The sequence below is a fragment of the Falsirhodobacter halotolerans genome (assembly GCF_022899245.1).
GTDB classification, from domain to species: Bacteria; Pseudomonadota; Alphaproteobacteria; order Rhodobacterales; family Rhodobacteraceae; genus Falsirhodobacter; species Falsirhodobacter halotolerans.
In genome coordinates this window covers 811,285-832,500 of the sequence record NZ_JALJAZ010000001.1, presented here as the reverse complement: position 1 = coordinate 832,500, position 21,216 = coordinate 811,285, and the positions used below count along the sequence as shown (strand labels likewise).

Sequence of the window (21,216 nt, the reverse complement as noted above, 5' to 3'; positions counted from 1 at the left end):
GGGCGGAAGATCCGGCCATTCCGCCCCCAAGACGACGACCGCCCCGTCCTTGCAGTATGTGGCGACATGGGCGGGCGCGCCCTTCCCCTTCAGATGAACAAGGGCCCTCCCGGACAGGTCGGCCACCCGCGCCCCGGTGGCATCGCGGTGAAATCCCGCGCGCTCGGCGGCGTCCTTCTGCGATGCCAGATCGCCATCCCGCTCCAACCAGTTCGCCGCGGCAAATCCGGAACCGGTCGGAAAGGACAACGCCCGACCCTGCGCCGTGGTCACACCCACCACGCCCCCATCGGCCGCGATCAGCACCTCGGGCCGCGCGCCTGACATCCACAGTCCAGCGGCCACCGCCATGGGGGCAAGCGCGGCCCAGCGGGCTTGGGTGGGCCAGATCACCATCCACAGCGCCGCCAGATACAACATCGGCATCACCGGGCCCGGCGGGGCTGGAATGCCGCGCACCGCCCCCCCGAATCCCGCCACCCAATGGGCGACCGCAAGTATCCAGCGCCCGCCCGCCTCCATCAGCCACATTCCCGGCTGCGGCAGCCCCAGCGGCCCGAAGATCGACGCCAGGACCGCCCCCGGCATCATCAGCATTCCCATCGCCGGAACGGTCAGCATGTTCGCCAGCAACCCGTATTCGGCATATCGGTTGAACTGCGACGCGGCGATCGGCCCCGTCGCCAGCCCCCCGATGACCGAGGAAAGCACCGCCGTGTAAACCGGAACGGACCACTGCGGCAGGCGTCCGCGAAACGTCATCCGGTCCACAAGGCCGAATCCCCAGATCAATGCGACGGTGGCCGCCATAGACATCTGGAACCCGACATTCATCAAGCTTTCAGGTTGCCACAGCAGCAAGACCAGCGCCGACAGGGCTGCGGTCCGCAAAGAGATCGCCCGCCGGTCGCACAGGATCGCCCCCAGCATGATCGCCGCCATGATGAACGCCCGCTCGGTCGCGACATTGCCCCCCGACAGGGCCAGATAGAATCCCGACACCGCCAGCGCCGCGCAGGCCGCAAGTTTCTTGGTGTTCAGATACAACGCAGCGAAGGGGATCAGGGCCAGACCGTAACGGACCAGACCGAAGGTGAAGGCCACGAGAAACGCAAGGTTCATCCCCGAAATCGCCAGAAGGTGCGACAGGTTCGAATCGCGCAGGGCCTCGACGGTGGATTGCGTGATGCCCGATCGGTCCCCCGTCACCGATCCCGCGGCAAAGGCCCCGGCCTGCCCCGGCACCTGCTCTTGTATCCGCGACGACAAAAACGCGCGTATCCGACCGATGATTTGCGCCCCCGATTCGGGCGGGGCCAGCGCCAGCACCGGCACACGCGTGTATCCGATCCCCCCCAGCCGATCGAACCAGGCCATGCGGCGGAAATCGAATCCCCCCGGCTCGGTCGGGGGCATGGGCGCGCCCAGAAAGGCCGTGGTCATCACCCGCGCGCCGGGCTTGGGCGGCGGCATCGTCCAATCGCCGTGGATCGAGATGCGCACCCGCGCGGGCGTCCGCTCCGGCTCCATCCGCGACAGGACGACATGGTCGAGCGTGATCCGCAGCTTGTCGGAAGCGTTGCGGTCTACCTCGACCACCCGCCCCTCCACCGGGCCATAATACTGAAAGCCCAGAACCGGCGCCGCCACCCAATGCGCCCGAACCCCCGTCACCCCGAACCCAAGCGCCACGAAGGTCAGCGCCAGCGCCACCGGCTGCCACAGATACGGCCCCCGCCATGTAAGACCGCCGCCCAGCAGGACAAGCCCGGCCAGCGCGGCATAGACCCAGCGTGCCGGTTCCCACGGCAGGGCGAACCATCCCGCGATCCCCAAGCCCAGACAGACCGGCAAGAAGGGAAACATGGCGCCGCGCACTTCGGCCAACGCAACAAGCGGTCGTGCCAACACCTTGTCCTTCTGGGCGCGATTGCCTAATCAATCCAGGCACAGCATGTCCACGAATATGGTTTCCAGAAGGTTAATCCGCATGGCCGAGATCGTCACCCGCTTCGCCCCCTCGCCCACGGGATACCTGCATATCGGCGGCGGACGGACGGCGCTGTTCAACTGGCTTTACGCCCGGGGGCGCGGCGGAAAGTTCCTGTTGCGGATCGAGGATACCGACCGCGAACGCTCCACCCCCGAGGCGACGGACGCCATCCTGAAGGGCCTGACATGGCTGGGACTGGACTGGGACGGCGAGGTTGTCAGCCAGTTCGACCGCAAGGACCGCCATGCGGAGGTCGCGCGGCAGATGCTGGACGCCGGCACCGCCTATAAATGCTTCTCCACGCAGGACGAAATCGAGGCCTTCCGCGAGGCGGCGCGGGCCGAAGGCCGTTCCACCCTGTTTCAAAGCCCGTGGCGCGATGCCGATCCCGCAACCCACCCCGACGCGCCCTTTGTCATCCGCATGAAGGCCCCGCGCGACGGCCAGACCGTCATCGCCGACGAGGTGCAGGGCGACGTGACCTTCGGCAACGACCAGCTGGACGACATGGTCGTCCTGCGCTCGGACGGCACGCCGACCTATATGCTGGCCGTGGTGGTGGACGATCACGACATGGGCGTCACGCATGTCATCCGCGGCGACGATCACCTCAACAACGCGGCCCGTCAGCAGATGGTCTATGACGCGATGGGCTGGACGGTGCCGGTCTGGGCGCACATCCCGCTCATTCACGGCGCGGACGGCAAGAAACTGTCCAAACGCCACGGCGCCCTGGGGGTCGAGGAATATCAGGTCATGGGATACCCCGCCGCCGGAATGCGCAACTACCTCGCCCGGCTGGGGTGGAGCCATGGCGACGATGAGATCTTCACGACCGCGCAGGCCATGGAGTGGTTCGACCTCTCCGGCATCGGCCGCGCCCCCGCACGGCTGGACTTCAAGAAGCTGGAACACACCTGCGGTCAGCATATCGGCATGATGGACGACGCCGATCTGATGCGGGAACTCTCCGCCTTCCTTGATGCCAGCGGGCAGCCGGCCCTGACGCCGGTTCAGGACGAGCGGTTGCGTGCGGGCCTGTATTGCCTGAAGGATCGGGCGAAAACCTTTCCCGACCTTCTGGAAAAAGGGCGTTTCGCCCTCGTCTCCCGTCCGGTTGAACGGGACGACAAGGCCGAAGCGGCGCTTGATTCCGTATCCCGTAGCATACTGAAAGATTTGACGGACCGCCTCCGCGGTGCTAGCTGGACGAGAGAGGATCTGGAGCCGCTTTTGACCGCCATGGCCGAAGAACGGGGACTGGGTTTCGGCAAGCTCGCCGCCCCGATCCGCGCCGCCCTGGCCGGACGCACAGCGACCCCAAGCGTTTACGACATGATGCTGGTCATCGGTCGGGACGAGACGATCGCCCGGTTGGAGGATTGCGCCCCCTAAGGCGCATCCCCCGGCCGTGCGCGCATATGGGGACAGATGTGTCCCCCGACGACTGGAGAGGGATGACCTATGACGAAAAACGCCTCATTGACCTTCGGCGACAAGACGGTGGAGTTGCCCGTCCGCAGCCCGACGGCAGGCCCTGACGTTCTCGACATCCGCAAGCTGTATGGCGAACTGGACGTGTTCACCTACGACCCCGGCTTCACGTCCACCGCATCGTGCGACAGCGCCATCACCTTCATCGACGGCGACAAGGGCGAACTTCTGCATCGCGGCTACCCGATCGAGCAGTTGGCCGAACAGTCCTGCTTCCTTGAGGTCTGCTACCTGCTGCTCTACGGCGATCTGCCGAGCCAGGCGCAGATGGAAGAGTTCCGCACCACGGTCACGCGCCACACCATGGTGCATGAACAGATGCACAACTTCTTCCGCGGTTTCCGCCGTGATGCGCATCCGATGGCGACGATGGTCGGGGTCGTGGGGGCCATGTCGGCCTTCTATCACGACAGCACGGACATCACCGACCCGCACCAGCGCGAGGTCGCGTCCTTCCGCCTGATCGCCAAACTGCCGACGATCGCTGCCATGGCCTACAAATACGCGATCGGCCAGCCCTTCGTGTATCCGCGCAACGATCTCGATTACGCGTCGAATTTCCTGCACATGTGCTTCTCGGTCCCGGCCGAGACCTATGAGGTCAACCCGGTTCTGGCAAAGGCCATGGACCGGATCATGATGCTGCACGCCGATCACGAGCAGAACGCCTCCACCTCCACCGTGCGTTTGGCCGGATCGTCGGGCGCGAACCCCTTCGCCTGCATCGCAGCGGGCATCGCCTGCCTGTGGGGCCCGGCGCATGGCGGTGCGAACCAGGCCTGTCTGGAAATGCTGCGCGAGATCGGGACCGTGGACCGCATCCCCGAATACATCGAAAAGGCGAAGGACAAGAACGATCCCTTCCGCCTGATGGGCTTCGGCCACCGCGTCTACAAGAACTTCGACCCGCGCGCCAAGGTCATGAAGGAATCGGCCGACGAGGTGCTGGAGCTGATGGGGATCCACAACAACCCCACGCTTCAGGTCGCCAAGGAGCTTGAGCGGATCGCGCTGGAGGACGACTACTTCGTCTCCAAGAAGCTTTACCCGAACGTCGATTTCTACTCCGGCATCATCCTGGATGCGATGGGCTTCCCCACCTCGATGTTCACGCCGATCTTCGCACTGTCGCGCACGGTGGGCTGGATCAGCCAGTGGAAAGAGATGATCTCGGACCCGGCGCTGAAGATCGGGCGCCCGCGTCAGCTTTATACCGGGCCGGCGCGTCGGGATTACACCGACCTCAGCACCCGCTGACCCCCCAAAGGACCGGCCCCGTGCCGGTCCTTTTTCATTCGGCGGGTTGATAGACGCCCTGTTCCTTCAACGCGTCCACCACCTCTTTGGGCATGTAGGTCTCGTCGTGCTTGGCCAGCACCTCGGAGGCGACGAAGACGTCGCTCTCCATCCGGCCCGTGCCGACCATGCCCTCCCCCTCGCCGAACAGATCGGGCAGGATGCCGGCAAAGGTGGCGGGCACCGACGCGCCCCCATCCGTCACGCGGAACCGCACCGTTTCGCCCTGCCCCCGGACCAGACTGCCTTCCTCCACCAGCCCGCCCAAGCGGAACACCTCGCCGTCGCGCGGCGGATCGCTCAGAACCTGACTGGGAGAGCGGAAGAAGTTTATCCCGTCCCGCATCGACCAGCCGACCAGCGCCGTCGCCAGCGCTAGCGAGACGAAGGCCAGGACGATGATCTGGATCCGGCGGCGTTTCTTCAGGCCCCTCATGCGCGGCTCAGGGAAAGACGGGGGACAGCATGAGGCCCGCCGTCTCGTCCAGACCCAGCATCAGATTGGCATTCTGCAACGCCTGCCCCGACGATCCCTTGCACAGGTTGTCCAACGTGGCCACCACAAGCGCCCGCCCCGGTATCCGGTCCCCCGCCACGCCGATATGCACATGGTTGGACCCGCGCACATCGTGGCTGGAGGGCAGTTTGCCCATCGGCAGCACATGGATGAACGGCTCCTCCGCATAACGGTCCGCCAGGGCGCGATGGATCGCCGCCGGTTCACCGCGGACATAGACATCGGCCAGAATCCCGCGATTCATCGGCACCAGATGCGGGGTGAACTGCACCAGAACCGGCCGCCCCGCAACCTTCGAGAATTCCTGATCGAATTCCCCCAGATGCCGATGCGTGCCGCCCGCGCTATAGGCGTTGCAGCCTTCGGACAGTTCGGCGTGCAGCAGATTTTCCTTCAAGCTGCGCCCCGCGCCCGACACGCCGTTCTTCAGGTCCATCACGATCTCATCCAGATTGATCACCCCCGCTTCGATCAACGGGCGCACGGCGTATTGCCCGGTGGCCGCGTTGCAGCCCGTGCCCGCGACCAGCCGCGCCGCACGGATGTCGTCGCGATAAAATTCGGTCAGGCCATAGACGGCCTCGGCCTGCATCTCCACCGCCGCATGGGGCTGGCCATACCATTTCTGATATTCCGCCGGATCGCGCAGCCGGAAATCGGCCGACAGATCGACGATCTTCAGGTCCTTCGGCAAATCCTTGATCACCGCCTGCGACGTGGCATGGGGCAGAGCGCAGAAGGCCAGATCGACGTTCGAGAAGTCGATCTCCTCGATCTTGCACAGGTTGGGCAGGTCCAGATGCCGCAGGAACGGGAACACGTCGCCCATCGCCATGCCCGCCTTGCGGTCGCCCGACAGCGCCACGATCCGCATCGACGGATGGGTGGAGATCAGGCGCACCAGTTCCGCGCCGGTATAGCCGGAGGCGCCGAGGATGGCGATGCGTTGGGTCATGTCATATCCTTTGTGTCAGGCGGCCTCGAACCGGACGGCTCGGCGCAGAAAACGCGTGGCGTGGTTCGACACGCTGTCGGGGTTGCCGGTCGTCAGATACCGCGTTTGCGTGCCCGCGCCAACAAACTCGGGCCGCCGGGCCAGATAATCGTCCAGCGCCGCCGCAACCAGACCGGGCTGGGAAAAGACCGAGACATCCGGGCCAAGCGCACGGCGGAACACGGTTTCCATCATCGGATAATGGGTGCAGCCCAGCACGGCGGCGTCGGGGCGCGGCATCCGGCGCAGCAGCGCCTCGACATGGCTGCGCACCAGCGCCTCGGCCAGGATGTCGTCCCCCGCCTCGATCGCGTCGACCACGCCGCCGCAGGGCTGCGCCTCCACATCAACACCGATCGCGCGGAACGCCAGTTCCCGCTGGAACGCGCGGCTGGCCACCGTCGCCGGTGTCGCGAACAGGGCCACATGCTTCACCCCCACCTCGCGCGGGGGGGTGTTGTCGCCCCATTGCCGCTCGGTCAGCGCCTCGATCAGCGGGACGAACACGCCCAGCACACGCTTGTCGGCGGGAATCCACGTCTCCTGCATTCGCTTCAACGCGGCGGCAGAGGCGGTGTTGCAGGCCAGAACCACCAGATCGCAGCCTTCGTCCCAAAGACGCTGCACGGCGCGGGTGGTCAGGTCATAGATGTCCTGCGCATCCCGCACCCCGTAAGGCGCATTCGCGTTGTCGCCGTAATAGACGAAGGGCACCTGCGGAAGCCGATGCTGCAGGGCGGCAAGAACCGTCAGCCCGCCCAGCCCCGAATCGAATACGCCAACCGCCATGATCCCCTCCGCTCTGGTCCCGCCCTCGTGCCTATGCCCGATGCGACACAAAGTCCACGCGGATGAACGCCCATCGTGGCCTTGTTCTGTTTGCAACTCTGCCATGCGCAACTTAGATGGTAGATGCGGACAGGGGACAGAGCCGATGGACTGGGACAAACTTCGTATTTTTCACGCGGTTGCGGATGCGGGAAGCCTGACCCATGCCGGTGAGGTGCTGCACCTGTCGCAATCGGCGGTCAGCCGCCAGATCCGCGCGCTGGAAGAAAGCCTGAACGTCACCCTGTTCCACCGCCACGCCCGCGGCCTGATCCTGACCGAACAGGGGGAATTGCTGTTTGACGCCACCAGCGCCATGGCCAAACGCCTGGACGCCGCCGCCGCCCGCATCCGCGACAGCGAGGATGAGGTCTTCGGCGAGCTGCGCGTGACGACGACCATCGGGCTCGGCACCATGTGGCTCGCCCCCCGCCTGACGCGGCTCTACCAGAAATACCCCGCGCTGAAGATCGACCTGATGCTGGAAGAACGGGTGCTGGACCTGCCGATGCGCGAGGCGGACGTCGCCATCCGCATGAAGGAACCAAGCCAGGCCGACCTGATCCGCAAACGTCTGATGACCATCCGTATGCAATGCTATGCTACGCCCGACTATCTGGCGCAGCACGGCACGCCGGAAACGATGGACGATTTCAACCGGCACCGCCTGATCTGCCAACATGCGGGCACGCCGCAGGTGTCGGCGGGCGCCTCGCTGGTGGCGGAACTCATGAGCCACAACATCCCCTCCACCCTGACGGTGAACAACTATTTCGGGGTGATGCAGGCGGTCCTGAACCATCTGGGCATCGGCGTGTTGCCCGACTATCTGGCCGATGAATTCCCGCATCTGGTGCGGGTGCTGCCCGACGTGTCCTCGACCGATGTGCCCGTCTTCCTCGCCTATCCCGAGGAGCTGCGGCACTCCAAGCGCATCGCCGCCTTCCGCGAGTTCGTGACCGAGGAGATCACGGCCTATCGCAAACGCCTCCAGACGGGCTGACATGCGCACGACGCATAGCGGATATGCGCCTGCTCCGTTCTAACTTTGCTTGCGATTTAATCGCCCAAAGCCTACCTTCGATTGTGAAGGCGGCGATTTGTAATTGCTGACTTCATACCTCCCTGTTGGACTTGGGCCGGGCTTCATGCCCGGCTTTTTTTTCACATCTTTCCTCGCGCCGCCTTGTGACGTATGACGCAAGCGACCTTTCAAGCGCCCGAGGAAGCCATGTCCGAGCCCACCATCACGCCCGAGCTGATCGCCGCCCATGGCCTGAAACCGGATGAATACGCCCGGATTCTGGACATCATCGGACGCGAGCCGACCTTCACCGAACTCGGCATCTTCAGCGCGATGTGGAACGAGCATTGCTCCTACAAATCGTCCAAGAAATGGCTGCGCACCCTGCCCACCACAGGTCCGCAAGTCATCTGCGGCCCGGGCGAGAATGCGGGCGTGGTCGATATCGGCGACGGGCAGGCCGTGATCTTCAAGATGGAGAGCCACAACCACCCGTCCTATATCGAGCCGCATCAGGGGGCTGCGACCGGCGTGGGCGGCATCCTGCGGGACGTCTTCACCATGGGCGCACGTCCCATTGCCGCCATGAACTCGCTGTCCTTCGGCGTGCCCTCCCACCCCAAGACCAGCCATCTGGTGAAGGGCGTGGTCGAGGGCGTCGGCAGCTATGGCAACGCCTTCGGCGTGCCGACCGTGGGGGGCGAGGTTCGCTTCCACCGCGCCTATAACGGCAACTGCCTGGTCAACGCCTTTGCCGCCGGTCTGGCCGATGCGGATGCGATCTTCTACTCCGCCGCCTCGGGCGTGGGGATGCCGGTCGTCTATCTGGGGGCCAAGACAGGCCGGGACGGCGTGGGCGGGGCCACCATGGCCAGCGCCGAGTTCGACGACACGATCGAGGAAAAACGCCCCACCGTGCAGGTCGGCGACCCCTTCACCGAAAAGCGTCTGCTCGAAGCGTGCCTTGAACTGATGGCTTCGGGCGCCGTCATCTCCATTCAGGACATGGGGGCCGCGGGCCTGACCTGTTCGGCGGTGGAGATGGGCGACAAGGGCGGCCTCGGCATCCGGCTGGATCTGGAGAATGTGCCCCAGCGCGAAACCCACATGACCGCGTATGAGATGATGCTGTCCGAAAGCCAGGAGCGGATGCTCATGGTGCTGAAGCCGGATATGGAGGCCGAGGCGCGGGCGATCTTCGTCAAATGGGATCTGGATTTCGCCATCGTCGGCGAAACGATCCCCGAGGACCGGTTCCTGATCCGGCACAACGGCGCGGTGAAGGCGGACATCCCCCTGTCGAAGCTATCCTCCAGTGCGCCGGAATACGACCGCCCCTGGGTGGAGACGCCCGCCGCCGCCCCCTTGGGCGACGTGCCGCAGATCGACCCGATCGACGGGCTGCGGACGCTGATCGCCTCCCCCTCCTATGCCCACAAGGCCTGGGTGTATGAACAATATGACAGCATGGTCATGGCCGACACGATCCGCGCGCCGGGGCTTGGCGCGGGCGTCGTGCGGGTGCATGGCACCGACAAGGCGCTGGCCTTCACCAGCGACGTCACCCCCCGCTACGTCAAGGCGAACCCGCAGCAAGGCGGACGTCAGGCGGTGGCCGAAGCCTATCGCAACCTGATCGCCGTGGGCGCACGGCCCTTGGCCACGACCGACAACCTGAACTTCGGCAACCCCGAAAAGCCCGAGATCATGGGTCAGTTCGTCGGCGCGATCAAAGGCATCGGCGAGGCTGTGGCCGCGCTGGACATGCCCATCGTGTCGGGCAACGTGTCGCTTTATAACGAAACCGACGGCCAAGGCATCCTGCCCACGCCCACCATCGGCGCGGTGGGGCTGCTGTCCAGCCTGTCCGATCTGATCGCGGGCCAGCCGAGCGAGGGCGATCTGGCCGTCGTGATCGGCGCGACCGAAGGGCATCTGGGCCAATCCGCCCTGCTGGCCGAGATGGGGATCGAAGACGGCGACGCCCCCCCCGTCGATCTGGCGGTCGAGCGTCGCAACGGCGAGTTCCTGCGCGCCAACCGCGCCCGCCTGAAGGCCGCGACCGACCTGTCGGACGGCGGTCTGGCCCTGGCCGCGTTCGAAATGGCCGAAGGGGCGCGCCTTGGCCTGACGCTGACCGCAGGCGATATCCCCACGCTGTTCGGTGAGGATCAGGCCCGGTATCTGGTCGCCATCGCCCCTTCCGATCTGGCCGCGCTGACGGCGGCGGCCGACGCGGCGGGCGTGCCGGTGGCGCAGGTCGGCAGCTTTGGCGGGCAGTCCGTTCGCCTTGGCACCGCAAGCGCCGATCTGGCCGATCTGTCCCGCACCTATCGCACCGCGTTCGAAGCCGCGGTGGCCTGAGGCCTCCCCCCGCACCTTGCGCCATGCAGGGGGCGGGGCTACATCTGTGCAAAAGCGAAGGACACGCCCATGCCAATGGAAGCCCATGACATCGAAGCCTTGATCCGCGACGGGTTTCCCGATGCCAAGATCACCATCACCGATCTGGCCGGGGACGGAAACCATTGGGCGGCCGAGGTGATCGACGAAAGCTTCAAGGGCATGAACCGCGTGCAGCAGCAACGTGCCGTCTATGCCAGCCTGAAGGGCAAGATGGACGGCCCGAACGGCGAACTCCATGCGCTGGCGCTGACCACCAAAGCCCCGGCCTGAAAGGACATTCCATGACCGATACGACCACCGCCCAGGACCAGATCCGCCGCACCGTCACCGACCACGACGTCGTGCTGTTCATGAAGGGCACCAAGGACATGCCGCAATGCGGTTTTTCCAGCCGCGTGGCGGGTGTGCTGAACTATCTGGGCGTCGCCTATCAGGACGTGAACGTGCTGGCCGATGCCGACATCCGCCAAGGGATCAAGGATTTCTCCGACTGGCCGACGATCCCGCAGCTTTATGTGAAGGGCGAATTCGTGGGCGGCTGCGACATCGTCACCGAAATGACGCTGTCGGGAGAGCTGGATACCCTGTTCGCCGACAAGGGCATCGCGTTCGACAAGGACGCCGCGGCAAAGGTCCGTGAGGCCAACGCATAAGAAAGGGCGCCAGAGGCGCCCTTTTTCAATTCCGGGTGCAGGTATAGAGCGGCGTCTCCTCGCCCCCCTGCTCTCCATCCTTCCAATACAGCGTCGCCTCCGGCCCCTTGGTCCACCAGACGTAATTGGACCCGTCGGACGGCCAGCCATAGCGTGCGCCGGACGCGGACTCTTCCACCTCTAGGGTGATCTGCTGCCCTTCGACATTCAGCACGGCCACCGACAGGTCGTCCGCGTTGACATAGGTGACCGGCACTTCCACCCCGCGATCGCAGGTGTAGCGTGCGGTCTCGTAGCTGCCTTCGGCATGGGCCACGCCCGCCGTCAGCATCAGGATCGCCAGAACTCTCATGCTTTCGCCTTTTCCTCGACAGCCTCGGCGATCGCCTCGGCTCGGGCCGCGATTTCGGCCATGGTTTCGGTGATGACCGGCGGAATCACCGGCACCTCGATCCGCTCCGGCGCGGGGGCGGGGCGGGTTTCGTAATCGTGCAGCCGTCCGCGCAGGTTTGCGACCTCCTGCTCCACGCCGATGGTCTTGTCGGCCAGCATCAGCCCGGCCATGAGCAGCATCTTTTCCGCCGGCATCCGGCCCATCTGGCCCAGAAGCGCATCGGCCTGATCGGACAACTGACGTGCGGCGGATCGCAGGAACTGCTCCTGCCCGTCCTGACAGGCGACGGTGAAGGTCTTGTTACCGATGGTGATGTCCAGATCAGCCATTCTTCACCTCCCCTTCCGTGACGATGTGCTGCGACAGGGCGGACAGGATCGAGTCAAGCTCCGCCCGGTCGCTGGCGCGCAGGGCCCGCAGCGATTCCACCTCGGCGTCGGACGTGTCGCCCCGCATCTGCGACAGTTGGTCATGCAGGTCGGAGGCGGCCGCGCGGATCGCTTCAAGCTGTTCGGACAAGGACACGACCTCGGCCTCCAGCGCCTCGATCCGCAGGGCCGATTTTTCTTTCACCACGCGCAGGCGTTCGGTCAACTGCGCGTTGACCTCCCGCTCCTCAGCCACGGCGAGAGAGTCTCCGGCCCCGCCCTGCAGCCCTTCGGCAGCCGCACCGATCCGTTCCAACGCGCGGGTGATCCGACGCTCAAGCTCCACCAGATCCTGCATCCGACCTCCTTCTTCGCCGCGCGAATCGTCGCGCGCGGCCTCTTTTGGCGATCATAGCGCGTTTGAAAGCAGGATTTAGCCCCCAATCCCCCGGCGCGCTTGATATTGCCGCCCCTCCTGATATGCACAGGCCCGACCCCACCTTTCTGAATGAAGGAGCGCGCGCCTTGGATCTCGCAACCCTGCGTCGTCAGCACCCCGAACACTGGTCGAAGGCCGTCGCCATTCGCACCCTGACCCTCGATGCCGTGGCCGCGGCCAATTCCGGCCATTCTGGCATGCCGATGGGCATGGCCGATGTCGCGACCGTGCTGTTCGAAAAACACATGAAGTTCGACGCCGCCGATCCGCAATGGCCCGATCGCGACCGCTTCATCCTGTCGGCGGGCCACGGCTCCATGTTGCTCTATTCCCTGCTGCACCTGTCCGGCTATGCCGACATGACGCTGGAGGAGGTGAAGAACTTCCGCCAGTGGGGCGCGATCACGGCGGGCCATCCCGAATACGGCCATGCCGGCGGGATCGAGATGACGACCGGCCCCTTGGGGCAGGGCCTTGCCACCTCGGTCGGCTTCGCCATCGCCGAGGAAAACCTGCGCGCCCGCTGGGGCAAGAAGGTCGTCGATCACTTCACCTATGTCATCGCCGGCGACGGCTGCCTGATGGAGGGCGTGAGCCAGGAGGGCATCGCCCTGGCCGGCCGCCTGAAGCTGTCCAAGCTGATCGTGCTGTGGGACAACAACGACATCACCATCGACGGCAAGGTGTCGCTGTCCTGCGTCACGGACCAGAAGGCGCGCTTTGCGGCCTCGGGCTGGGACGTGTTCGAATGCGACGGCCACGACCCAGAGGATATCGACCGCGCGATCACCGCGGCCAAAGCCTCCCCCCGCCCGGCCATGGTCGCCTGCACGACGAACATCGCCCTCGGCTCCTCGGCGCAGGATACGTCGACCGGCCACGGCGCGCTGACCGACCCCAAGCTGATTGCCGACACGCGTGAGGCCTATGGTTGGAGCCACGGTCCGTTCGACATCCCGAAGGACGTGAAGGCCGCGTGGGAAGCGATCGGTTCCAAGGGCGCCGCCGCCCGCGCCGAATGGACAACCCGCCTTCAGGCGCTGTCGGACACGAAGCAGGCGGAATTCGCCCGTCAACTGGCCGGGGACATGCCCAAGCGCCTCGCGTCGGCCATCCGCGCGATGAAGAAGGACATTACCGAAACGGCCCCGAAAATGGCCACCCGCAGCGCGTCGGAAAAGGCGTTGGGGGTGATCAACCCGATCGTGACCGAAACCATCGGCGGCTCGGCCGACCTTACGAAATCGAACAACACCAAGACCGACGACATGGGCGTGTTCGACATCGACAGCCGCAAGGGGCGCTATGTCTATTACGGCATCCGCGAACACGGGATGGCGGCGGCGATCAACGGCATCGCCCTGCATGGCGGTCTGCGCGCCTATGGCGGAACGTTCATGGCCTTCACCGACTATGCCCGCCCCGCCATGCGCTTGGCGGCGCTGATGGGTGTGCCGAGCGTCTTTGTCATGACCCACGATTCCATCGGTCTGGGCGAGGATGGCCCGACCCACCAACCGGTGGAGCATCTGACCATCAGCCGTGCCACGCCCAACACCTGGGTGTTCCGCCCCGCCGACGCGGTGGAAGCGGCCGAGGCGTGGGAACTGGCCCTGACCACCAAATCGACCCCGTCGGTCATGGCGCTGTCGCGTCAGGGCGTGCCGACCGTGCGCACCACGCACAGCCAGAAGAACCTGACCGCGCAGGGGGCCTATGTCCTGGCCGAATCCACCCGCAAACGGCAAGTCATCCTGATGGCCACGGGCACCGAGGTGGAGATCGCCCTGAAAGCACGCGAGATGCTGGAGGCCGAAGGCATCGGCACCCGTGTCGTCTCCGTTCCGTGCATGGAGATCTTTGCCGCGCAGGACGAAACCTATCGCCGCAAGGTCCTGCCGCCCGGTCCGGTTCGCGTCGCGATCGAGGCGGGCATCCGGATGCCGTGGGATCGGTTCCTGCTGGGCGAACGCGGATCCGAAAAGAAAGCCGATTTCGTGGGGATGACGGGCTTTGGCGCCTCCGCCCCCGCCGAGCGGCTGTATCAGGAGTTCGGGATCACCGCCGAAGCGACCGTCGCCAAGGTGAAGGCGCTTCTGTAATCCAGAATGGGCCACCCAAAGGGGTGGCCCATTTCGTTAGCGCCAACACCGCCTGTTTGCGATAACATACTGAAATCACGCCCTTTTCGCTTTTTTCAAATGCCGTTGCGCCCTATATTGCAGGCAACAGCAAAAAGGATGTGGGCGCATGACGATTACCGTGGGTATCAATGGGTTCGGCCGGATCGGCCGCTGCACCTTGGCGCATATCGCGCAATCGGGGCGCAACGATATCGAGGTTGTGGCCATCAACGCCACCGGCCCCATCGAAACCAACGCCCATCTTCTGAAATACGATTCGGTCCATGGCCGTTACCCCGGCAATGTGCGCGTCACGAACGGCATGTTGGATCTGGGGGGCGAGCCGATCCGCGTCATGTCCACCTATGACATGGGCGAACTGGACTGGGGCGGCGTCGATGTCGTCCTGGAATGCACCGGCAAGTTCAACGACGGTCACAAGGCCAAGGCGCATATGGACCGTGGCGCAGGCTCGGTCCTGATCTCCGCCCCCGCCAAGAACGTGGATCGCACCGTGGTCTATGGCGTGAACGACCGTGATCTGCGGGTCGAGGATCTTCTTGTTTCCAACGGATCCTGCACCACGAACTGCCTTGCGCCGCTGGCCAAGGTGCTGAACGACGCCATCGGCATCGAATCGGGCATCATGACCACGATCCACTCCTATACCGGCGATCAGCCGACGCTGGACCGGCGTCACAGCGATCTCTATCGCGCCCGCGCGGCGGCGATGGCGATGATCCCGACCTCCACCGGCGCGGCGAAGGCGATCTCCGAGGTGCTGCCCGAACTGAAGGGCAAGCTGGACGGATCGGCCATCCGCGTGCCCACGCCCAATGTGTCCGCGGTGGATCTGACCTTCGTCGCCTCCAAGGACGTGACGGTCGATGACGTGAACGCCATCGTCGCCGAAGCGGCGGCCGGCACGATGGGCTCTGTCCTGTCCTACGATCCCGAGCCGAAGGTTTCGATAGATTTCAACCACACCCCCTATTCCTCGATCTTTGCGCCCGATCAGACCAAAGTCATCGGTGGACGAACCGTCCGTGTTCTGGCTTGGTATGACAATGAATGGGGCTTCTCCTGCCGCATGGCCGATGTGGCCGCCGCGATGGGACGCCTGCGCCACTGACGAGGGATACCTTTGACAAACAGGGTTGCCATCTATCTGGCCGCGATCATCATCGCGGCCATTTTGCTTGATCAGGTCATGGGCTGGGGGGCGATCACCTTCCTGATGCGCAAATTCCTGCGTTTTCTGGATTGGATCATGTTCTGGCGCTGACCCCCTTGCGCCCGACCCCCACCTGCCCCCATGTTAGCGCAAACGTCAATCGGAGGAAGTGGCATGACGGTCAAGGTCGCCATCAACGGGTTTGGACGCATCGGGCGCAACGTCCTGCGGGGCATCATCGAATCGGGCCGCACCGATGTGGAGGTCGTGGCGATCAACGACCTCGCCCCCATCGAAACCAACGCGCATCTGTTGCGCTTTGATTCGGTCCATGGCCGTTTCCCGGCTGAGGTGAAGGTGTCCGAAGACATGATGGATGTCGGGCGCGGCCCGATCCGCGTCACCGCGATCAAGGACCCGGCGCAATTGCCCTGGGGCGATGTGGATGTCGTTCTGGAATGCACCGGCATCTTCACCGCGCGCGACAAGGCGAAGGTCTATCTGGACAGCGGCGCCAAGCGGGTGCTGGTTTCGGCCCCGTCGGACGGCGCGGACAAGACGATCGTGTTCGGGGTGAACCACGACACGCTGACCAAGGACGATCTGGTCGTGTCGAACGCCTCCTGCACCACGAACTGCCTGTCGCCGGTGGCGAAGGTGCTGAACGACGCGATCGGCATCACCAAGGGCTTCATGACCACCATCCATTCCTATACCGGCGATCAGCCTACGCTCGACACCTATCACAAGGATCTGTATCGCGCGCGGGCGGCGGCCTTGTCGATGATCCCCACTTCCACCGGCGCTGCGAAGGCCGTGGGTCTGGTCCTGCCGGAGCTGAAGGGTAAGCTGGACGGCGTTGCGATCCGCGTGCCGACCCCGAACGTGTCGGTCGTGGACATGGTGTTCGACGCCGCCCGCGACACGAGCGTGGAGGAGGTCAATGCCGCCATCCGCGCCGCCGCCGACGGGCCGTTGAAGGGCATTCTGGGCTATACCGACGCGCCGAATGTCAGCTCGGATTTCAACCACGATCCGCATTCGTCCATCTTCCACATGGACCAGACCAAGGTGATGGAGGGGCGGATGGTCCGCATCCTGTCCTGGTATGACAACGAATGGGGCTTTTCCAACCGCATGGCGGACACCGCCGCCGCAATGGGCCGCCTGATCTAGGCGAACTTCGCCCGAAGCGCATCGGCCACGGGGGGTGTGACGAATTTCGACACATCCCCCCCAAGCCGGGCGATTTCCTTCACCAGCCGCGAGGCGATGGCCTGCCGGCGCGCATCGGCCATGAGGAACGCCGTCTCGATCCCGTCATCCATGGCGCGGTTCATCCCCACCATCTGAAACTCGTATTCGAAATCGGCCACCGCGCGCAGTCCGCGGATGATGACCGTCGCCCCCACGTCGCGGGCGCAGTCGATCAGCAGATTTTCGAATGGATGAACCACGATCTCGCATCCGACGATATCCTCCGCCTCGCGCGTGACCATCTGCACGCGTTCGGGCAGATCGAACAGCGGTCGCTTGTCGTGGTTGATCGCCACCCCGATCACCAGCCGATCCACCAGCCGGGACGCCCGCTTCAGGATATCGATATGCCCCAGGGTAATCGGATCGAATGTGCCGGGATAAAGGCCGATGCGCATGGTAAGTCCCCCCTCCGTAGTTCGGGGGAGGCAACAGGATTGCGCGATAATCCGCAAGGCGAAATCGACCGTTCTTCCCTTCCCTCTCCCGCCCGCTAAATCAGTGCGACCGGAGGTATGACATGAAAAAGACCCTGATCGTCACGCTGACCCTTCTCATGGCCAGCCCCGTTTACGCCCATCCCCCGCACCGCGATCATTGCGGCAAAGGCGGGCATTGCGACCGTCACTACCACAAGCACGGCCGCGACCATCACCGCCACCATGACGACCATCGCCGCGACCGGGGCCGCGCCCTGACCCCGGCAGAGCTGCGCTTCCTGCCGCCCCTGCCCCCGCATCAGCGGTATCGGGTCGTCGACAATCAGGTCGTCCGCATGGATGAAAAGACCATGGCCATCGTTGCGGTTCTGGGTCTTCTTACCACGTTGATGGCCACCCGCTGATCATTCGGCGGCCACCTTGCGGGGTTTGAGCATCGGGGCCAGATAGTGCCCCGTATGGCTCCCCTTCACGCAGGCCACGTCCTCGGGGGTGCCCTCGGCCACGATCCGCCCGCCGCCGTCGCCGCCTTCGGGGCCGATGTCGATGACCCAATCTGCCGTCCTCACGACATCCAGATTGTGTTCGATCACGACGACCGTGTTCCCCTGATCCACCAGTTCGTGCAGCACTTCCAGCAGCTTCTTCACATCCTCGAAATGCAGACCGGTGGTCGGTTCGTCCAGGATATATAAGGTTCGACCCGTCGCGCGGCGCGACAGCTCCTTTGACAGCTTCACCCGCTGCGCCTCGCCCCCGGACAGGGTCGTGGCCTGCTGTCCCACCTTGACGTATCCCAGCCCAACGCGAACGAGCGCATCCATCTTTTCGCGGATGGACGGCACGGCCTGGAAGAAGCCCTGCGCATCCTCCACCGTCATGTCCAGAACGTCGGCGATGCTCTTGTCCTTGAACTTGATCTCCAACGTCTCACGGTTATACCGCGCGCCCTTGCAGGTTTCACAGGTGACATAGACATCGGGAAGGAAGTGCATCTCGATCTTGATGACGCCGTCGCCCTGACAGGCCTCGCACCGGCCGCCCTTCACGTTGAAGCTGAACCGGCCGGGGCCATAGCCGCGGGCCTTGGCCTCGGGCAGGCCCGCGAACCAGTCGCGGATCGGCGTGAACGCCCCGGTATAGGTGGCGGGGTTGGACCGGGGCGTGCGCCCGATGGGGCGCTGGTCGATGTCGATCACCTTGTCCAGATGCTCGAACCCCTTGATCGTCTCGCAGGGGCTTGGCGTTTCGTGCGCGCCGTTCAGCTTCAGGGCGGCGGTCTTGTAAAGCGTCTCGATCGTCAGGGTGGACTTGCCGCCCCCCGATACGCCCGTAACACAGACGAACTTGCCCAAGGGGAAATCGACGCTGACATCGTGCAGGTTGTTGCCGCTGGCCTTCACCACGGTCAGCTTCTTGCCGTTGCCCTCGCGCCGTTCGGCCGGAACCGCGATCGCACGGGTGCCCGACAGGTATTGCCCGGTCAAACTGCCCGAGGCCGCCACCTCCTGCGGTGTGCCATGCGCCACGATCTGCCCGCCATGCACCCCGGCACCGGGACCGATGTCGAAGACGTAATCCGCCTCGCGGATCGCATCCTCGTCATGTTCGACCACCAGCACCGAATTGCCCTGATCCCGCAGGTTCTTCAGCGTGGTCAGCAGCCGGTCGTTGTCGCGTTGATGCAGACCGATGGAGGGTTCGTCCAGCACATAGAGCACACCCGTCAGCCCCGACCCGATCTGGCTGGCCAAGCGGATCCGCTGGCTTTCCCCACCCGAGAGCGTGCCCGCGGCGCGGCTCATCGACAGGTAGTCGAGGCCGACATTGACCAGAAACCCCAACCGTTCGCGAATCTCCTTCAGGATCGCGCGCGCGATCTCGTTCTTCTGCGCGGTCAGGGCGGCGGGCACCGTGTCCATCCAGGCATAGGCGTCCTTGATCGACATCTGGACCACCTCGCCCACATGGCATCCGGCGATCTTCACGGCCAAAGCTTCCGGCTTCAGGCGATATCCGTGGCAGGCGCCGCAGGGGCGGTTGTTCTGATACCGCTCCATCTCCTCGCGGCTCCATGCGCTGTCGGTCTCGCGATATCGGCGCTCCATGTTCGGGATCAGCCCTTCGAACGTCCGCGACACGGTATAAACGCGCCCCGCCTCGTCATAGCGGAACGAAATCTCGTCCTTGCCCGAGCCATAGAGGACCACGTCCTGCGCCTTTTTCGGCAGGTCCTTCCACTTCGTCTTGCGATCGAAGCCGTAATGAGAGGACAGCGCCTCGATCGTCTGGGTGACATAGGGGGATTTGGACTTGGCCCACGGCGCGATGGCCCCCGCCGCGACGGACAGGTTCTGGTCGGGCACGATCAGACGCGGATCAAAGAACAGCTCCACCCCCAAACCGTCGCAGGCGGGGCAGGCCCCGAAGGGGGCGTTGAACGAGAACAGACGCGGCTCGATCTCCGGGATCGTGAAGCCGGACACGGGGCAGGCAAATTTCTCGGAGAATGTGGTGCGGGCGGGCTCCTCCCCCTCCGGCACCGCCGTTTCGAATATCGCGATCCCATCGGCCAGGTTCAGGGCGGTGCGGAAGCTGTCGGCCAGCCGCGTCGCGATATCGCCGCGCACCACGATCCGGTCCACCACGACGTCGATGTTGTGACGAAACTTCTTGTCCAGCGTCGGCGGTTCGTCCAACTCATAAAACTGGCCGTTCACCTTCACGCGCTGGAATCCCTGCTTGCGCAGGTCCAGGAATTCCTTGCGATACTCCCCCTTCCGGTCGCGCACGATGGGCGCCAGAAGATAGCCGCGCGTCCCCTCCTCCATCGCCATGACGGCATCGACCATGTCCTGCACCTGTTGCGCGGTGATCGGCAGGCCGGTCGCAGGGGAATAAGGCGTCCCCGCCCGCGCCCACAACAGGCGCATGTAGTCATAGATTTCCGTCACCGTGCCGACGGTCGAACGGGGGTTCTTCGAGGTCGTCTTCTGTTCGATGGAAATGGCGGGCGACAGGCCGGAAATGTGATCCACATCCGGCTTGCCCATCATGTCAAGAAACTGGCGGGCATAGGCCGACAGGCTTTCGACATATCGACGCTGCCCTTCGGCATAGATCGTGTCGAAGGCCAGACTGGATTTTCCCGACCCGGACAAGCCCGTGATCACCACGAACTGATCGCGTGGAATGTCCGCGTCGATGCCTTTGAGATTGTGTTCGCGCGCGCCGCGCACCTGAATGAACTTCTGTTCCATGCCTTACCCCGAAAGCGTTGGCGTGAAGATAGGTGCGCCTTGCGCGGATGCCAAGGCGAAACGTGAACGGGTCGTGAACGACACCGTCAGTTGCGATACACGTCCACCTGAGGAAGCGCCGTCAGCGACAGCCCCAACGCGCGATAGGCGGCAAGGGAAAGTTGCGCCGACCCGGCCCCCGGCAGCAGGTCCACCGCGACCGATTGGCCGTCCGACGTCTCCACCCGCCCCTTGGCGGGCTGCTTGACAAGCGAGGAGCGGAGCCAGAACCCCGGCTCTGCCGCGTTGCCAAGGGTGACGACCACGGATGCCAGACGCTCGGCCCCCGCGCTGGCGGGGGTCGCCAGGGCGCGCTCACGCTCGGCGGCGGAGGTCAGGTCGTAACTGTCGACCGACCGCGCGGCCCCGGCGCCGATGGCGGGCGGCGGGGCTGAGGGTTGCGCCGCCGGCGGGGCAGTGGCGGGCGACGGGTTGCTGATCTGCTGCAGTTGCGAACAGCCGGCAACGAGGAGGAGGGGGGCAAGGAATATGACACGCATGACCGGGAGGGTAGAGC

21 protein-coding genes (1 of these 21 only partly in view) are annotated in these 21,216 nt (G+C 64.7%); 11 read left to right on the top strand and 10 right to left on the bottom strand.

The window, feature by feature from the left end; translation table 11 throughout:
- Positions 1-1,911: the 5' portion of a ComEC/Rec2 family competence protein gene (locus MU449_RS04420; protein ID WP_244736797.1), read on the bottom strand. Its footprint begins 147 nt before the window's first position; only the first 1,911 of its 2,058 coding nucleotides appear in the window; its start codon is at positions 1,909-1,911; its stop codon lies off the left edge, out of view.
- 79 nt (positions 1,912-1,990) lie between these two features.
- On the opposite strand from MU449_RS04420, the gene gltX reads away from it, so the two are divergent.
- Both gltX and gltA read left to right on the top strand, forming a co-directional pair.
- Complete coding sequence (gltX, locus tag MU449_RS04415) at positions 1,991-3,388, top strand: glutamate--tRNA ligase (RefSeq protein WP_244736796.1); 1,398 nt, start codon at positions 1,991-1,993, stop codon at positions 3,386-3,388.
- 69 nt (positions 3,389-3,457) lie between these two features.
- A complete protein-coding gene (gltA, locus tag MU449_RS04410; RefSeq protein ID WP_244736795.1) occupies positions 3,458-4,744 on the top strand; it encodes a citrate synthase in 1,287 nt (428 codons plus the stop codon).
- 34 nt (positions 4,745-4,778) lie between these two features.
- Here gltA and ccmE read toward each other — a convergent pair whose 3' ends face one another.
- Genes ccmE through MU449_RS04395 form a run of 3 tightly spaced genes read right to left on the bottom strand, consistent with a single transcriptional unit; the run spans position 4,779 to position 7,083 of the window.
- Positions 4,779-5,219: a cytochrome c maturation protein CcmE gene (gene ccmE, locus MU449_RS04405; RefSeq protein ID WP_244736794.1), complete on the bottom strand. Its 441-nt coding sequence runs from the start codon at positions 5,217-5,219 to the stop codon at positions 4,779-4,781.
- A 7-nt stretch (positions 5,220-5,226) separates the two neighbouring features.
- Positions 5,227-6,255, bottom strand: a complete 1,029-nt coding sequence (gene argC, locus MU449_RS04400; protein ID WP_244736793.1) for an N-acetyl-gamma-glutamyl-phosphate reductase — start codon at positions 6,253-6,255, stop codon at positions 5,227-5,229.
- A gap of 15 nt (positions 6,256-6,270) precedes the next feature.
- Complete coding sequence (locus MU449_RS04395; RefSeq protein WP_244736792.1) at positions 6,271-7,083, bottom strand: glutamate racemase; 813 nt, start codon at positions 7,081-7,083, stop codon at positions 6,271-6,273.
- A gap of 145 nt (positions 7,084-7,228) precedes the next feature.
- Between MU449_RS04395 and MU449_RS04390 the strand changes: the two genes are divergently transcribed.
- The 4 genes from MU449_RS04390 (at position 7,229) to grxD (ending at position 11,205) form a co-directional block, all read left to right on the top strand.
- Entirely contained in the window at positions 7,229-8,125 is an 897-nt protein-coding gene (locus tag MU449_RS04390) for a LysR family transcriptional regulator (RefSeq protein ID WP_244736791.1), read from the top strand.
- Positions 8,126-8,353: 228 nt separating this feature from the next.
- On the top strand, positions 8,354-10,510 hold the full coding sequence (gene purL / locus MU449_RS04385) for a phosphoribosylformylglycinamidine synthase subunit PurL (RefSeq protein WP_244736790.1): 2,157 nt from the start codon (positions 8,354-8,356) through the stop codon (positions 10,508-10,510).
- A gap of 69 nt (positions 10,511-10,579) precedes the next feature.
- Entirely contained in the window at positions 10,580-10,822 is a 243-nt protein-coding gene (locus tag MU449_RS04380) for a BolA family protein (protein ID WP_244736789.1), read from the top strand.
- An 11-nt stretch (positions 10,823-10,833) separates the two neighbouring features.
- The gene (grxD, locus tag MU449_RS04375; protein ID WP_244736788.1) at positions 10,834-11,205 is read left to right on the top strand and encodes a Grx4 family monothiol glutaredoxin; all 372 of its coding nucleotides are present in this window, start codon (positions 10,834-10,836) and stop codon (positions 11,203-11,205) included.
- Between the two features lie 25 nt (positions 11,206-11,230).
- Here grxD and MU449_RS04370 read toward each other — a convergent pair whose 3' ends face one another.
- The 3 genes from MU449_RS04370 to MU449_RS04360 are packed head-to-tail and all read right to left on the bottom strand — an operon-like array spanning position 11,231 to position 12,325.
- Complete coding sequence (locus MU449_RS04370) at positions 11,231-11,557, bottom strand: MliC family protein (protein ID WP_244736787.1); 327 nt, start codon at positions 11,555-11,557, stop codon at positions 11,231-11,233.
- Positions 11,554-11,928: a cell division protein ZapA gene (locus MU449_RS04365; RefSeq protein WP_244736786.1), complete on the bottom strand. Its 375-nt coding sequence runs from the start codon at positions 11,926-11,928 to the stop codon at positions 11,554-11,556. The genes MU449_RS04370 and MU449_RS04365 overlap by 4 nt, the downstream gene beginning before the upstream one ends.
- Positions 11,921-12,325: a hypothetical protein gene (locus MU449_RS04360; RefSeq protein WP_244736785.1), complete on the bottom strand. Its 405-nt coding sequence runs from the start codon at positions 12,323-12,325 to the stop codon at positions 11,921-11,923. Before MU449_RS04360 ends, MU449_RS04365 begins: the two co-directional genes overlap by 8 nt.
- Before the next feature lie 167 nt (positions 12,326-12,492).
- Between MU449_RS04360 and tkt the strand changes: the two genes are divergently transcribed.
- The 4 genes from tkt (at position 12,493) to gap (MU449_RS04340) (ending at position 16,879) form a co-directional block, all read left to right on the top strand.
- Positions 12,493-14,508: a transketolase gene (gene tkt / locus MU449_RS04355; RefSeq protein WP_244736784.1), complete on the top strand. Its 2,016-nt coding sequence runs from the start codon at positions 12,493-12,495 to the stop codon at positions 14,506-14,508.
- A gap of 148 nt (positions 14,509-14,656) precedes the next feature.
- The gene (gene gap / locus MU449_RS04350; protein WP_244736783.1) at positions 14,657-15,661 is read left to right on the top strand and encodes a type I glyceraldehyde-3-phosphate dehydrogenase; all 1,005 of its coding nucleotides are present in this window, start codon (positions 14,657-14,659) and stop codon (positions 15,659-15,661) included.
- Between the two features lie 12 nt (positions 15,662-15,673).
- Positions 15,674-15,814, top strand: a complete 141-nt coding sequence (locus MU449_RS04345; protein ID WP_244736782.1) for a hypothetical protein — start codon at positions 15,674-15,676, stop codon at positions 15,812-15,814.
- 63 nt (positions 15,815-15,877) lie between these two features.
- Positions 15,878-16,879: a type I glyceraldehyde-3-phosphate dehydrogenase gene (gene gap / locus MU449_RS04340; protein WP_244736781.1), complete on the top strand. Its 1,002-nt coding sequence runs from the start codon at positions 15,878-15,880 to the stop codon at positions 16,877-16,879.
- On the opposite strand, the gene coaD is transcribed toward gap (MU449_RS04340), so the two are convergent.
- Positions 16,876-17,358 carry a pantetheine-phosphate adenylyltransferase gene (gene coaD, locus MU449_RS04335; RefSeq protein ID WP_244736780.1) on the bottom strand — a complete coding sequence of 161 codons (483 nt, stop codon included), beginning with the start codon at positions 17,356-17,358 and terminating at the stop codon, positions 16,876-16,878. The genes gap (MU449_RS04340) and coaD overlap by 4 nt on opposite strands.
- Before the next feature lie 122 nt (positions 17,359-17,480).
- Here coaD and MU449_RS04330 point away from each other — a divergent pair, with 122 nt between their 5' ends.
- Complete coding sequence (locus MU449_RS04330) at positions 17,481-17,804, top strand: hypothetical protein (protein WP_244736779.1); 324 nt, start codon at positions 17,481-17,483, stop codon at positions 17,802-17,804.
- Here MU449_RS04330 and uvrA read toward each other — a convergent pair whose 3' ends face one another.
- Both uvrA and MU449_RS04320 read right to left on the bottom strand, forming a co-directional pair.
- Positions 17,805-20,660: an excinuclease ABC subunit UvrA gene (gene uvrA, locus MU449_RS04325; protein ID WP_244736778.1), complete on the bottom strand. Its 2,856-nt coding sequence runs from the start codon at positions 20,658-20,660 to the stop codon at positions 17,805-17,807. It lies immediately after the preceding gene.
- A gap of 86 nt (positions 20,661-20,746) precedes the next feature.
- Positions 20,747-21,199 (bottom strand): hypothetical protein, encoded by a 453-nt coding sequence (locus MU449_RS04320; protein ID WP_244736777.1) that lies wholly within the window; start codon positions 21,197-21,199, stop codon positions 20,747-20,749.
- Positions 21,200-21,216 lie beyond the last annotated feature (17 nt).